A 14,904-nucleotide genomic window follows, 5' to 3' on the forward strand; every position below is an offset into this window, starting at 1 on the left:
TGCCTACTTTTCCCGAAAGAAAAGTAGGTCGAACCGAAGGTTAATCCCGAAATAAGAAGTGAAAACGGTGCGACTCCGTCGTGCTTAATAAATAAATTCAGATAGGAAAGGACAATCTTATGAGCTCAAATGAAACAACAACAGGCTTCAAACCAAAAAAATCAGTTGCACTAAGTGGACAAGTTGCAGGCAACACAGCACTATGTACCGTAGGACGTAGCGGTAACGACTTGCACTATCGTGGCTATGACATTCTTGACCTTGCGGCAGGTAGCGAGTTTGAAGAAGTTGCTCACTTGCTCGTACATGGCAAATTACCAAACAAAGCTGAACTCAAAGCATATAAAGCAAAATTAAAAGCACTTCGTGGCTTACCAGCAGCACTTAAAACTGCACTTGAGCAATTACCACCATCTGCACATCCAATGGATGTGATGCGTACTGGTGTTTCAGTTCTAGGTTGTTTAACGCCAGAACATGAAGACCACAACGAAGCTGGCGCAAAAGACATTGCTGACAAATTAATGGCAAGCTTAGGTTCAATGCTGCTTTATTGGTACCACTTCAGCAATAACGGTCGTCGTATTGAAGTTGAAACGGATGACGACTCGATTGCAGCGCATTTCTTACATTTGTTGCATGGCGAAAAACCATGTGAAGAGTGGATTCAAGCGATGCATACATCACTTATTTTGTATGCTGAGCATGAGTTCAACGCATCTACATTTACCTCACGTGTGGTTGCAGGTACAGGTTCTGACATGTACTCGGCAATTACAGGCGGTATTGGTGCACTTCGCGGACCTAAGCACGGTGGTGCAAACGAAGTTGCATTCGTGATTCAACAACGTTACGACAATCCAGACGAAGCAGAAGCTGACATCCGTAAACGTGTTGAAAATAAAGAAGTCGTGATTGGTTTTGGTCACCCTGTATATACAGTTTCTGACCCACGTAACGAAGTGATCAAGAAAGTGGCGCACGACTTAGCAGAAGCGCAAGAGAACACCAAAATGTACCTCATCGCTGAGCGTTTGGAAGCAGTGATGAAAGAAGTGAAAAACATGTTCCCGAACCTCGACTGGTTCAGTGCGGTGAGTTATCACTTAATGGGTGTTCCAACTGCAATGTTCACACCGTTATTCGTAATTGCACGTACAGCAGGTTGGTCAGCACACGTGATTGAACAACGCCAAGACGGCAAAATCATTCGTCCAAGCGCGAACTACACAGGCCCTGAAAACCTCGAATTTAAACCATTGGCGGAGCGTGGTTAATGAACACAAAATACCGTAAACCGCTGGCAGGTACCCAGCTTGAATATTACGACGTGCGTCAAGCCGTTGAAGATATTCAGCCAGGCGCATACGAAAAACTGCCTTACACCTCTAAAGTACTCGCAGAGCAATTGGTACGCCGTGCCGATGCCGAGAACTTAACTGCTTATTTAACGCAGTTGATTGAACGCCGTCAGGACTTGGACTTTCCTTGGTATCCAGCGCGCGTGGTGTGTCATGACATCTTGGGTCAAACTGCATTGGTTGACCTTGCAGGTTTGCGTGATGCGATTGCTGAGAAGGGCGGCGATCCATCTAAAGTTAACCCAGTTGTACCAACACAGCTCATTGTCGACCACTCTTTAGCAGTGGAATATGGTGGTGCTGACCCAGACGCTTTTGCAAAAAACCGTGCTGTTGAAGACCGCCGTAACGAAGACCGTTTCCACTTTATTGAGTGGACCAAAACCGCATTTAAAAATGTCGATGTGATCCCTGCGGGGAACGGCATTATGCACCAGATTAACCTAGAGAAAATGTCTCCGGTGATTCAGGCGCGTGATGGCGTAGCATTCCCAGACACATGTGTCGGTACAGACTCACATACACCACATACAGACGCTTTGGGCGTAATTTCTGTGGGTGTTGGTGGTTTAGAAGCTGAAAACGTAATGTTGGGCCGTGCATCTTGGATGCGTCTGCCAGACATTATTGGTGTTGAGTTGGTTGGTCAACGTCAGGCAGGCATTACTGCAACAGATATCGTGTTAGCTCTAACTGAATTCTTGCGTAAAGAGCGTGTGGTTGGTGCTTACCTTGAGTTCTTTGGTGAAGGCGCTGACAGCATGTCTGTGGGTGACCGTGCAACCATTTCGAACATGACACCAGAATATGGCGCTACGGCTGCGATGTTCTACATCGACCAAAACACAATCGACTACTTACGCCTAACAGGCCGTGAAGATGCTCAAGTGGCATTGGTTGAACAGTACGCAAAAGAAATCGGCCTTTGGGCATCTGAAATGACCAAAGCAGAGTACCCACGTGTACTACGTTTTGATCTATCGACAGTTACACGTAACATTGCTGGCCCATCAAACCCGCATGCACGTGTTTCAACCAGTGACCTAAAAGAAAAAGGGATTGCAGGTGTAGTTGAAAACCGTTCTGATGGCTTAATGCCAGATGGCGCAATCATTATTGCTGCAATTACTTCATGTACTAATACCTCTAACCCACGTAACACCGTGGCGGCAGGTTTGCTGGCACGTAAGGCAAATGAACTTGGTTTGGTTCGTAAACCTTGGGTGAAATCATCATTTGCACCGGGTTCAAAAGCGGCTGCACTTTACCTTGAAGAAGCAGGTGTTCTAAAAGACTTAGAGAAACTTGGTTTTGGTATTGTGGCTTACGCTTGTACGACGTGTAACGGTATGTCGGGTGCATTAGATCCAGCCATTCAGCAAGAAATTATTGACCGTGACTTGTACGCAACCGCAGTACTCTCTGGTAACCGTAACTTCGATGGCCGTATCCATCCATATGCAAAACAAGCGTTCTTGGCATCTCCACCGCTTGTTGTGGCATATGCAATTGCAGGTACGATTCGTTTTGACATCGAAAAAGATGCGTTAGGTCATGACAAAGAAGGTAACCCGATTTACCTCAAAGACATCTGGCCATCTGACGCTGAAATTGATGCGTTGGTTAAGCAAGCCGTGAAGCCTGAACAGTTCCGTAAAGTCTACATTCCAATGTTTGACTTGGGCGAAGTGGAGCAAGCGAAGAGCCCACTTTACGATTGGCGTCCGCAAAGTACTTACATCCGCCGTCCACCATATTGGGAAGGGGCGTTGGCTGCACCACGTACTTTGGCGAACATGCGTCCGCTTGCGATTTTGGGTGATAACATCACTACCGACCACTTGTCGCCTTCAAACGCGATTTTGATGGACTCGGCTGCGGGTGAATATCTTCACAAAATGGGTGTACCAGAAGAAGACTTCAACTCATACGCAACGCACCGTGGTGACCATTTGACTGCACAACGTGCAACATTTGCAAACCCGAAACTTTATAACGAAATGGTTCGCCGTTCAGACGGTACCATTAAGCAAGGTTCAAAAGCGCGTGTAGAGCCAGAAGGCGAAGTGATGCGCATGTGGGAAGCAATTGAAACCTACATGAACCGTAAGCAGCCGTTAATTATTATTGCGGGTGCTGACTACGGTCAGGGTTCAAGCCGTGACTGGGCTGCAAAAGGGGTACGCCTTGCAGGTGTTGAAGCGATTGTAGCAGAAGGTTTTGAGCGTATTCACCGTACCAACTTGGTGGGTATGGGCGTGTTACCACTTGAGTTTAAACCGGGTGTAAACCGTAAGACTTTAAAACTAGATGGTACAGAGCTTTATAGCGTGATTGGTAATATTGCGCCGCGTTCGACTTTAACTTTAGTGATTGAACGTGCCACATCGGATGGTAAAGAAGAGATTCTTGAAGTGCCTGTGACTTGCCGTTTAGATACAGAAGAAGAAGTTTCTGTATATGAAGCGGGCGGTGTATTACAGCGTTTTGCGCAAGACTTTTTAGAAGGCCAAGTGGCTTAATATTTTAGTTAAACATTATTGATATTGTTCAAAAAAAGCCCTATCTTGATGATGGGGTTTTTTACTATATATTGTGTAAAAAGAGTTGATAGCCTCATAAAAAATTGCATTTAAAATAGATTTTTTAGATAAATATCCATATAAAAAAGGATCAAAAATTGGAAACAACAAATAAATTAGATAATCAAGCTGAGAGGAAGTTGCCAGTTAGAGCGCATCTATTATGTGGCTGGCCACTCGTACTTATGTTGGTTGGAGGTGCTATTGGCGGAGCTCTTGGAGCAAGTGCCTATGGTATAAATGTTAAGATCTATAAATCAAACTTATCAAATATCGCTAAAGTACTACTCAATTTGTTGACAGGTTTAACGGCTATTATTCTTATGCTTATTGCGGCAAATTTGATTCGAATGTATTTTCTTTAAAGTGATTTATCGTATAAAAAAAGCCCGACATCCTGTCGGGCTTTTTCGTATTTGGTTGCTAGATATGACTCCTGTCGTATCTCACGATCCTGATGCATGAACCTATTATTGTTGTTTTATGTTCCGGAACATCCTGTTCCTGTATGAGTTCATATTAGAAAAAAAGCAGAGGGTAGCCAATCCGCTAAATCCCTAAATCTATGTAAGATAAATCGTACAAATAACATTTTTTGCATTTATGCCATCATCATCGGGCGAAATGGACAATTGACATTCACTTTAAGTGGGTTATATTCCTGTTTAATATATATACGATTATAGGAATGTAATCATGGTAACAGCTGGCGAAAAACCCGGAACAGGCTTCTATTTCTGTGCTCAGTGCGGACATAGAGTGTTTTTAGAAATTAATACCGACCCTTTACCACCTTGCACGAAATGCTACTGCACGCAATTTAAACGTTAAGAATGAAATAATATTTGCGTTCGCATTTAACAAAAAGCCCTGTCACCCGATGGGGCTTTTTGTTAATTTAAAAATAAGACTTACATAACAAGACCCGTGATGGGCATAAAGAAGGAAACCGTTATGGAAACAATATTGGGTTTATGTATTGGTGTGGGCCTGAGCGCTGCCTGCGGTTTTCGCGTGTTTGTACTGCTATTGGTTATGAGCATTGCCACCATGATGGGCTGGTTTGAGCCATCAAAAGGCTTTGAGTGGTTAGCTCTGCCATCGGTGTGTTTGGCTTTAGGTGTGGCAACGGTGTGTGAAGTCGCAGCTTACTATATCCCGTGGGTCGATAATGCCTTAGACACAGTCGCAACCCCTGCGGCGATGATCGCGGGTACGTTAGCGACAATGGCGGTCAGTAGTGGAGAAATGTCTCAGTTTGCCAGTTGGGCAGCAGCCATTATTGTTGGTGGTGGTACGGCAGGTGTGGTGCAAATGAGTACCGTTGCTGCACGTGGTGTTTCAACTGCAACCACGGGTGGCTTGGGTAATTTTATCGTTGCAACAGGGGAGTGGATTGGAGCAATCTTACTTTCAGTTTTAGCTATGTTGGTACCTGCGCTTGTTGCAATAGTGGTACTGATTGCGGTTATTTGGGTGGTGCGTTGGATTCGCCATAAAAAGCAAGAACAGGCACATACCCCGCTATAGGTGAGTGTAAATATCATTTTTTAATAAGCATAAAAAAAGCCCGACATCCTGTCGGGCTTTCTTGTATTTGGTGATTAGATATGACTCCTGTCGTATCTCACGCTCCTGGTGCTTGAACGTATTATTGTTGTTTTATGTTCCGGAACATCCTGTTCCTGTATGAGTTCATATTAGGAAAAAAGCAGAGTGCCGCCAATCCGCAAAATCCCTAAAAGTTTGTAGGATAAAACGTACATAGAGAAATGATTTAACTTTTCAAAGTGAATATGAATAATAGCCATCTTGTTGCTTTAAGAAAAAATCAAATGCGTATTAGAAAATCTTCAAGACTATTAGTTATTAATGAAAATCATCAAATCCTATTATTTCAATTCACTCATACAAATGATGCCTTAGCTGGACAATCACATTGGGCAACTGTAGGTGGAGGTCTTGAAGAAGGGGAAACCTTCGAACAAGCAGCTTGCCGAGAGCTTTATGAAGAATTGGGTGTAGTTAGGCAAAATGTAGGCACTCATGTGGCAACACGCAATTTTGAAATGATGCTACCTAGTGCAGAAGTTGTGATTTCTGATGAAAGGCTTTTTATTGTTTTCATTAAAAATGAAGAAGTGAATACAGCAAACTGGACTGAACAAGAAAAGCTTGTGATTAGTAAAAGTCGTTGGTGGACGTTTGATGAGCTAAGACAAACAGATGAGATTGTTTATCCAAACAACATTCCTAATATTCTTGTAGATAGTTTGCCTGAAATTTTTAAATCCTAATATTTCCCAATATTCAGATATAAAAAAAGCCCGACTTCCTGTCGGGCTTTTTCGTATTTGGTGATTAGATATGACTCCTGTCGTATCTCACGCTCCTGGTGCTTGAACATATTATTGTTGTTTTGTGTTCTGGAACATCCTGTTCCTGTATGACTTCATATTAGGAAAAAAGTAGGCTGTCGCCAATCCGCAAAATCCTTAAAAGTTTGTAGGTTAAAACTTACAAGATTGCCTTTCATATATCTTATTTTGAATTAGGCTTAGGCCTCTGTGCCACAACAGACTTTAATTTTTTGCGCTGATTTAAAGTAATAACCATTGCAACACAGAGATAAAGAGCTAAGCCAACGCTTAGCCCAGACTACTTTTGTCACACCGCTGCATGACGCTGAAAAAAGTAGGGGCAAAGTCCCGTGGGAGAACAGGACTTTGCAAACTGACATGTTCTAGGCGCTGCATAAGCTTCGGGGAATAGGTTTGTTCGAGTCGCTGGTAAATACATTCGCAACTGGTCTTGCTATGCCCACCCGACAGGCAAATTTTTTCAAACTCTTGCTGAGTGTGGAGGTTACAGCCTGAAATACCCAAGCTCACTAGAACAAAACTTAAAGCCAAAAAAGGTTTATAAATTGTCATATTATTCTCATAATGATTTATATCTATGAGTAGAATAAAAATATAATCAGTTTAAAAATTAAAATAATTTTTTAGGTAATAATTAATCCTCCAATGTATACAGGAAAATAAAATTTTAAAATAAAAAATAATTTATAAATTTAAAAAATAGGGCGTAAAAAACCAAATTTTAAATCAATAAAATAGTTAAATAAGAGAGAAAATGAGTTTGAAAAATGGCATAGTCAACTCCTTAAAAATGGAGTTCTACCACCGAATTACCGCGAATTAATTTAGGGTGGTAGAACGAAAGGGGGTTGACAGACTGGACTCGTAGAACCAGCACGCGCGGGGCGTCCCCCTCCCGTCCTACCGCAAAGAAAGGGGACGCAAGGGTCTAACGACTTATAGATTCTACTATAATCCGCCACGAGTTACGGTCTGTCAAAACCGTCTGGCAATGTAGGCCAGCAACGAGATAATAATCGGTGATTTTAAATACGTCAATTTAATATTTAAAATATTTTTGATTTAATAATCAAACTAAATAGATTTTAAAATAAAACTATTATTATTAACTTTTTATTTATATTTGATGAGAAAAAATAATAAATATAGAAATATTTTGCCAGTTCCAAAAAGGAACTTGATTGTTAAGATCTATTTTTGTCGTTTTTATAGAGATAAGAATGGAACGTGTTGTCATCACAGGTATGGGAATTAATTCTTGTATTGGAAATACATTAGAGAAAGTAACCGAGTCCTTAAAAGCAGGCCGCTCAGGCATTCGCTATAACGAAGTCTATGCAAAACTAAACTTTCGAAGTCATGTGAGCGCCACTGCCGAAATGAATTTTGAAAATATTGATCCTGAGCTAAAAAAACACATGGGCGTTTGCGCGATGTATGCCTACAACTCGGCACTCGATGCGCTACAACATGCCAAGCTTGATGTAACTGACATTGCCAATAACCCAAAATATGGCGTGATTGGGGGAACAGGCGGCACCTCAACAGCGTCTATCATCGACATGTTGCATACCCTAAAAGAAAAAGGCGCAAGCGAAGTATCACCCGATTTAGCACCACGCTACCTCACCAGCACCATTAGCTCTAACTTATCACGCGCTTTTAACCTAAAAGGCGTATCTCAATCGGTTGCGAGTGCCTGCGCCACGTCAGCGGACGCAATTGGCTATGCATATCACCTTATTGCCGCTGGCAAACAAGACCTCATGCTGGCGGGTGGCGGCGAAGAAGACCATTGGTCCCAAACCGCAATATTCGATGCGATGGGAGCCTTATGCTCTAAATATAATGACGCACCAGAAACGGCTTCACGCCCATATTCTGTCGATAACGATGGCTTTGTGATCGCTGGCGGCGGTGGCATGGTAGTTTTAGAGTCTTTAAGTCATGCCCAAAAGCGCGGAGCAAAAATTTTGGCCGAAGTGGTTGGGTACGCTGCCAATAGTGACGGTGTCGATATGGTTGCCCCAAGTGGTGAAGGTGCGACTCGCTGCATCAAACTGGCACTCGCAGAAGCCAAGCAAAACGGTTCAGACACCATCGACTATATCAACACGCATGGCACTTCAACGCCGGCAGGGGACATTCCCGAACTATTGGCCATAGAGCGAGCTTTTGGTGGCGAAGAAGTACCACCACTCAGTTCGACCAAGTCAATGACTGGCCATAGTTTAGGGGCCGCAGGGGTACACGAAGCTATTTATTCTATTTTAATGCTGCAAAATAGCTTTATCGCGCCGAGCATTAATATTACCGAACTGCGCGAAGAAGCTAAAAAGTTTGATATTGTTCAAACAAGCCGAGAAACCGAACTAAAAACAGTTATGAGTAATAGCTTTGGTTTTGGTGGCGTAAATACTTGTCTGGTTTTTAGAAAGTGGGAAGAGTAATTTAAATACGAAATATATATGGGTGTGAGAAAAAGAATAAATTTAAAAAGTTAAGAAAAGCGTAATTTATTACGCTTTTTCTCTCATTAGAAATAGTTTAAGCAGCTTGAATGGCTTCACCACAAAAAGAAACCGTTTCTTGTTTATGTTGGTGTAAGTACCAGAACTGCTCCGCAACCGTTTCTGGATGTACCGCGTAGGTTTTATCCTTCGCTTCAGGGGTTCCATCTACGAAACCATTTACAATCACTTGGCTCACATAAACATTTGAGTCAGCAAGACTATGAGCAAGTAAGTTAGTGGCCTTGTATTGAGCGGCAGCGGTAGTTGCTAACGATGAATATTCTTTGGCAACCAAGTCGATGCCCACTGCATCGAAAGCAAAAATTCCGTTTGTTGATAAAATGCTACCGTGGTTCTTCTCTAAATCGCCTAGACAAGCCTGTACCGTCGCAATATAGCTCGACACGCGAATATGAAAGCTTTTGGTAAGTTCTAGTGGAGGGGTTTCTAAAATATTGCCTTCAATATCATGGAAAGCATTCCAATGAATATTTTTAATCTCTCCTAATTGATCTTTAATGCGTTTAATAAGATTTGGTATATCTTCAAGAACAGCTAAATCACATGCAAAAGCGTAAGCTTCAATACCTTGTGTCTTAAGTTCTAGAATAGCCTTTTCAAGTTTTTGGGCGTTTCGTGCCACTAACCCGATTTTATAGCCTTCTTTACCAAACTTATGTGCTACGGCTTTGGAAATACCTGTTCCATAACCAAAAATTATAATATTGTTGTTCATTATAAAGTTCCAAAAAACCAATTATTTGGTTATAAATAATTTATAATATGTTTTTATAATGTATTCAAGCGCAAAAGTTATCTCTAAGAATAGTACGCAAAGAATAAAAATACTTAAAAGCGGGATTAAGAAGTCGACTTTACATGATTTATTCGGCTAAACATAAACTGATGGAAGAGTTCCCAATTTGGTCTACAAATTTTTTGACTGGTAAAATAAACCGAAAAATACAAATAAAGTGGAATTTAAATTTAACTAATTATAGGTAAATGGGAATATATTCTTTTAAATTTGCTTAATGACGTAAAAATTCCCATAAATAATAAAAATTCGCTTTTCTTAGAAAAACAATCCCGCAGAGTGCTGGCTAAACTATATCTCAAGGGTGTGATAGGGATCGAAAAGAGTAGCATGCACCGAAACGTATAACGTTAGTGTGTACTCACCCAAAAGGTCTCGATTCGGCTTAGGACGCTATAGATCAAAAGTTTATAGGCACAAGGTTATAACTTACAAAGTTATGATTGTTGAAGTAAACCATAGATGTTTTCCCTTGACACCCTAAAAAATTCTCAATAATAAAAATGATATTTTACAAGAATATAATTTATGAATAAGCCTAATCTTTCTGCGCTACCTCCTGACATTTAAATCTCATTATATGAAGCCTGTAATTTCTGCTCACCGAAAAATAGTTTTAGCGACTTTACAGATTTTAGGTTAGAGCGCTATTTTTATTTACGATGTGATCAACCAAAATCGTTTATATACTAATCTTATGATCAATTGCGAGCTGGATAATATGGAGAATAAAAATCAGTGTCGCCAATGCGCCGTATGTGGAAAGAGCTTTCCTTTAAAAGATTTAGTATCGGGTGAAGTCATCCGTAACGTGATTAGTGATGAAATTTTAAAAGACCATCCAGATTGGAGTTACTCAAGCTTTATTTGTCGGGCCGATCTGGCAGATTATCGAATTAAATATGTGCAGTCCCTATTACGCTCGGAAAAGGGTGAGTTATCTAACCTAGAAAATGAAGTAATTGGCAGTATGCAACGGCATGAACTGATTAGCCGAAATACAGAGTCAGATTTTGATCAAAACTGGACGTTTGGAGAAAAACTGGCAGATAAAATCGCATCATTTGGTGGTAGCTGGGCTTTTCTTATTTGTTTTGCTTTATTTTTAACGGGGTGGATTGTTTTAAATACGGTTGTGATGGTGGTCCGTCCCGTCGACCCTTATCCTTTTATTTTGCTGAATTTAGTGTTGTCATGTTTAGCTGCAATTCAGGCACCTATTATTATGATGAGTCAAAACCGTCAAGAAGCAAAAGACCGTTTGCGTTCGCAACATGACTATCAAATTAATTTAAAAGCCGAGCTTGAGATTCGTCATTTACATGAAAAAATGGACCATCTTTTATCGCATCAGTGGGAAAGGCTTGCACATATTCAAGAAATTCAGCTCGATCTTTTAGCTGAAATGAATAAAAAACGATAAAGATTTTCTGAGTTTCACGTGGAACATAGGTAGGGCGCTATAGATTATTTTGCGGTAGGTCTGAAATTTCTTTATGATTTGCCGCCATGCTCCATTGCTGTTTCTACGACCATGCCTTTAAACGACAACTTTGTTTACGCTCCGCCACAAGATCCGCTTTCAATTTTATTTGAAGATGACGATTTAATTGTGGTTGATAAACCTGCGGGTTTGTTGTCGGTCATGGGCCGGTTACCTGAACATCATGACAGTGCGTATTTAAGGGTGCTAGAAAAGTTCCCTTTAGCAAAGGTTACGCACCGTTTAGATATGGCAACCTCAGGTTTACTTATGTTTGCCAAGCATCGCGATGCAGAAGTTGCGGTAAGTAAAATGTTTCAGGCCAGAACAGTCAAAAAACATTATATTGCTGTGGTGCAAGGCCAAGTAAAACAAGAGGGCAGTGTTGAAGTTCCACTCATTACTGACTGGGAAAATCGCCCAAGACAAATTGTACATTTTGAATTAGGTAAACATGCTAAAACCTTGTTTCAACCATTGGTTTATGATGCAACAACAGATCAAAGTCGTGTGTTGCTGGAGCCTGTGACAGGGCGTTCGCACCAGTTACGTGTACATATGATGCATATTGGGCATCCGATTATGGGGGACAAGTTATATCATCCTGAACCTAAACGGTTTCATTTGAATCGTATGGCTTTACACGCTGCATATCTCGCTTTTCAACATCCTTTGAAGGGAACAGATGTGGTGATTGAGTCACAAGTGCCTTTTTAAAAAATTAAAATTTGATGCAATTCGCAACTGAATACATATCCAAACTGCAATAAAAGTCGGTTATTCTTAATGCCGAATAATACAAATAGAGCAACAACAAGGACAATCTAATGAACCGCGATTACGAACAATTTCCAGATGATGATAACGGCAATGTACTTTGGCAAATGGTTGAAGACGGGGATGATTTAACCGAGCTTCATGAAATTGAATTTTCAATTGCATTTCAAGATCAACAAAATGCAGAGCAATGCGCGATGCATTTACTCTATCAAGAGCAAAAAATTTCTCTTTTCCAAGATGATTCTGTTGAACCGAATGAATGGATCATTACCATCTTTGTTACGATGGAACCAGAGTATTCAGATATTGTTGATCTGGAGCAGTGGTTTTCGACAATCGCTGAGCAATTTAACGGCGAATATGATGGGTGGGGCTGCATGGCTTATGTCTTCGACGAAGAAGAAGATGACATTTTACAGTAAAGCCTAAATATAGCCGGGAGGTTCTACAATGAGCTTATCTCAAAAAGAAATTGCGGTACGTTTTTTAGAGCTTGCTGCTGCTGGCGAGGTCGATGAAGCCTACGGCAATTATACCGCTCCAAACTTTAAGCATCACAATCCTTATTATGCTGGTGATAAGATTTCTTTAAAGGAAGGGATGCGTGAAAGTGCAATTGAAACTCCAAACAAAGTTCTTGAAGTTCAGCATGTCATTGAAGATGGCGCTTTAGTTGCAGTACATTCGAAACTGGAAATGCAAATGAATAACAAGCTAACAATTTTAGCTGTGGTTCATATATGCCGTTTTGAAAATGAAAAAATTGCGGAGTTTTGGGATATTGGGCAAATACAGCCTGATCCACTTGTTAATGAAAATGGTATGTTTTAGTGAAAAGCCCGAAACCATTCGGGCTTTTTTATTTTATAGAAGAATTAAAACTTCCACTGTGCCGAAATTGAGGCGTTCAATGGTTCACCCGGCTGAACCCATAAATCGCTATAGCTTGAGACATAGTAGGTCTTATCAAATAGGTTATTTATATTCAGCTGATAGCGTAAACGGTCAGATGGTGCATAGTAGCCATTTAAATTGACCAGCGTATAACTTGGTAAGTTAAAGCCATTATCAAGATTATGTCCACTGCGCTCACCGACATAGGTAAGGTTGGCACCTACACCCGCTTTTCTTGCACCGTCTTGTAGAAACTCATAATTGGTGCTTACGGAGCCTTGGTGTTTTGGAACATTGCTTAGACGAGCGCCTTTTGCCAAGTCTTGGTCTTTTTCAATTTGAGCATCGGTATAACTATAGTTGGCATTAACGAACCAGCGGTCATTGATCTGGCTATTTAAGTCAAATTCAACTCCTTTACTACTCACTTCGCCTGCGGCGGTTTGAAAGTTACTGTCGATTGGGTCAGTTGTAAGTACATTTCGTTTTTTCATTTTAAACAAAGCGAGGCTCAGCACACTTTGGTCGTTTATTTTATATTTGGTACCGACTTCATAGCTTTCGCCTTTTTCAGGAGCGAAGGTCTGTCCATTTCGGTTCATACCACTATTCATGGCAAATGAGCGGCCATAGTTGCTATAAAACGCCCATTGCTCAGAGGCTTTAAAATTTACTCCGAAACGTGGACTATTCTGGTGAAGTGTTTGGTTGTCTTCGGTCTGTTTTATATGATTTTTAAAGTCTTGTTCGACCTGATCAAAACGGTTGCCAAATAGCACACTCCACTGGTCATTGAAAAAGATCTGATCTTGTACATTAAGCGCGAAGTAACGCTGGCGCTCTTTGGTGTCGGTAAACGGAGTGAGGTTCGGTAAATATTTGCCGTATTCAGGTTGGTAGATATCAATTGTGTTTGTTGAGCTTGTGCTGTGATTGCGACGAAGCTGGTTTTGCTTATAGTCGAGTTGACCAAGCTCGGTTGAAAGTAAAATTTCATGGCGAGCCCACGAAGTATCAATCTTGCCAAGTAACTCTGTCTGAGCCAGCACATCTTCACTTGTATAATCACGATAGCGACGTTGACGTTCTAAAGTACGTCCATCGGCTTGCATACGCCGAGGTTCGGTTGCAAAGCCGACCATTTGTGCATCTTTATAACTGACCGCACTATTTAGTTTCCAGTCAGGGTTAAACTCGTGACTAAGACGTAATTGGTAAAAGTAATCTTTTATTTTCAAATCACCATCGTCAGGTTCACCTGTAAAGGTTTTCGGGTCCATCACAAACTGATGATTGACTGTGCTGACACCGCGGTCAAAGGTTCCTTTATGCTCTGTAAATTCACTGTCAAAGTCGAGTTGTGTTTGGTCTGAAATTTTCCATGTGAGCTGTGGTGAAAAGAACCAGCGTTCACTGCTAACATGATCGCGAAAGCTTTGATTATCTTCGTGAGCCACTGCTAAACGATAGGCCAGTTCATCGTTAATAGGCGCGGTGTGTTCCAGACTTATGCGATATTGTTCTTGGGTATTGGCGCGTAGGTTAAGTTCACTTTCGCTTTCCCACTGTGGTTTTTTACTGTTGAGGTTCAGCAAACCTCCTGTTTCGCCGCGACCATATAGCGCCGCCATTGGTCCTTTTAAAAACTCTAAAGATTCAATATTTACGACATCTTTTGGAGCGCTAATTCCTCGGTTAACACTCAAACCGTTACGGATCATAGCCGCACCTAAATTGGGGTCGGTACTAAAGCCACGAAATGAGTAGTTATCCCAAAAACCACCACCAAAACTATTTTGATGAAAAACCCCACTGACTAAAGTTAATGCATCATCAATCCGTTGCACGTCTTGCTGTTCCATTATTTGTTTAGAAAGATAAGCACGGTTAAAAGGGACATCTAAAACATCGTGAGTAAATTTAGTTGCCGAGCTATTTTGGCTCACATCTTCTCGAGTACTTTCGGCCTGAACACGTATGGTTTCAAGTACCGTTGACGTTTCCTCTCCCCAAGTGAGTGTCGATATAAATGATAGACCTAACGAAGACAACAATCCTAATTTGTGTCGCATAAATAATCAGCCATAAAAAGA

14 protein-coding genes are annotated in these 14,904 nt (G+C 41.2%); 11 read left to right on the forward strand and 3 right to left on the reverse strand.

From position 1 onward, the window contains the following. The first annotated feature begins 119 nt into the window (after positions 1–119). The 6 genes from prpC (at position 120) to EG365_RS08590 (ending at position 6,240) form a co-directional block, all read left to right on the forward strand. Positions 120–1,277, forward strand: coding sequence for a 2-methylcitrate synthase (prpC, locus tag EG365_RS08565; RefSeq protein ID WP_000097514.1), 1,158 nt, complete (start codon positions 120–122; stop codon positions 1,275–1,277). Then, the gene (gene acnD, locus EG365_RS08570) at positions 1,277–3,883 is read left to right on the forward strand and encodes a Fe/S-dependent 2-methylisocitrate dehydratase AcnD (RefSeq protein WP_001093600.1); all 2,607 of its coding nucleotides are present in this window, start codon (positions 1,277–1,279) and stop codon (positions 3,881–3,883) included. Before prpC ends, acnD begins: the two co-directional genes overlap by 1 nt. A 158-nt stretch (positions 3,884–4,041) precedes the next feature. Next, positions 4,042–4,308 (forward strand): hypothetical protein, encoded by a 267-nt coding sequence (locus EG365_RS08575; RefSeq protein WP_000450437.1) that lies wholly within the window; start codon positions 4,042–4,044, stop codon positions 4,306–4,308. A 331-nt stretch (positions 4,309–4,639) separates the two neighbouring features. After that, positions 4,640–4,774 carry a zinc ribbon-containing protein gene (locus EG365_RS19365; RefSeq protein WP_001983336.1) on the forward strand — a complete coding sequence of 45 codons (135 nt, stop codon included), beginning with the start codon at positions 4,640–4,642 and terminating at the stop codon, positions 4,772–4,774. A 123-nt stretch (positions 4,775–4,897) separates the two neighbouring features. Beyond that, positions 4,898–5,473 carry a DUF4126 domain-containing protein gene (locus tag EG365_RS08585; RefSeq protein WP_000447790.1) on the forward strand — a complete coding sequence of 192 codons (576 nt, stop codon included), beginning with the start codon at positions 4,898–4,900 and terminating at the stop codon, positions 5,471–5,473. A 266-nt stretch (positions 5,474–5,739) separates the two neighbouring features. After that, complete coding sequence (locus tag EG365_RS08590) at positions 5,740–6,240, forward strand: NUDIX hydrolase (RefSeq protein WP_001065616.1); 501 nt, start codon at positions 5,740–5,742, stop codon at positions 6,238–6,240. Between the two features lie 351 nt (positions 6,241–6,591). Here EG365_RS08590 and EG365_RS08595 read toward each other — a convergent pair whose 3' ends face one another. Beyond that, on the reverse strand, positions 6,592–6,876 hold the full coding sequence (locus EG365_RS08595) for a hypothetical protein (RefSeq protein WP_004644001.1): 285 nt from the start codon (positions 6,874–6,876) through the stop codon (positions 6,592–6,594). 668 nt (positions 6,877–7,544) lie between these two features. Between EG365_RS08595 and EG365_RS08605 the strand changes: the two genes are divergently transcribed. Continuing rightward, positions 7,545–8,774, forward strand: coding sequence for a beta-ketoacyl synthase N-terminal-like domain-containing protein (locus EG365_RS08605; protein ID WP_000442892.1), 1,230 nt, complete (start codon positions 7,545–7,547; stop codon positions 8,772–8,774). A 97-nt stretch (positions 8,775–8,871) separates the two neighbouring features. Here the strand turns inward: EG365_RS08605 and EG365_RS08610 are convergent, their stop codons facing one another. Beyond that, the gene (locus tag EG365_RS08610) at positions 8,872–9,573 is read right to left on the reverse strand and encodes an SDR family NAD(P)-dependent oxidoreductase (protein WP_001063526.1); all 702 of its coding nucleotides are present in this window, start codon (positions 9,571–9,573) and stop codon (positions 8,872–8,874) included. A gap of 802 nt (positions 9,574–10,375) precedes the next feature. Between EG365_RS08610 and EG365_RS08615 the strand changes: the two genes are divergently transcribed. From EG365_RS08615 to EG365_RS08630, 4 genes are all read left to right on the forward strand, one after another. Then, positions 10,376–11,077, forward strand: a complete 702-nt coding sequence (locus EG365_RS08615) for a DUF1003 domain-containing protein (RefSeq protein ID WP_000428563.1) — start codon at positions 10,376–10,378, stop codon at positions 11,075–11,077. 111 nt (positions 11,078–11,188) lie between these two features. Next, positions 11,189–11,854 (forward strand): RluA family pseudouridine synthase, encoded by a 666-nt coding sequence (locus tag EG365_RS08620; RefSeq protein ID WP_001130513.1) that lies wholly within the window; start codon positions 11,189–11,191, stop codon positions 11,852–11,854. Positions 11,855–11,964: 110 nt separating this feature from the next. Continuing rightward, a complete protein-coding gene (locus EG365_RS08625; RefSeq protein WP_001078193.1) occupies positions 11,965–12,339 on the forward strand; it encodes a ribonuclease E inhibitor RraB in 375 nt (124 codons plus the stop codon). Between the two features lie 28 nt (positions 12,340–12,367). Continuing rightward, positions 12,368–12,748, forward strand: coding sequence for a nuclear transport factor 2 family protein (locus tag EG365_RS08630; RefSeq protein ID WP_000059266.1), 381 nt, complete (start codon positions 12,368–12,370; stop codon positions 12,746–12,748). 44 nt (positions 12,749–12,792) lie between these two features. Here EG365_RS08630 and EG365_RS08635 read toward each other — a convergent pair whose 3' ends face one another. Beyond that, on the reverse strand, positions 12,793–14,883 hold the full coding sequence (locus EG365_RS08635) for a TonB-dependent receptor (RefSeq protein ID WP_001216156.1): 2,091 nt from the start codon (positions 14,881–14,883) through the stop codon (positions 12,793–12,795). Positions 14,884–14,904: the final 21 nt, after the last annotated feature.

The sequence above is a fragment of the Acinetobacter sp. FDAARGOS_494 genome (assembly GCF_003812225.1).
Lineage (GTDB): Bacteria > Pseudomonadota > Gammaproteobacteria > Pseudomonadales > Moraxellaceae > Acinetobacter > Acinetobacter baumannii.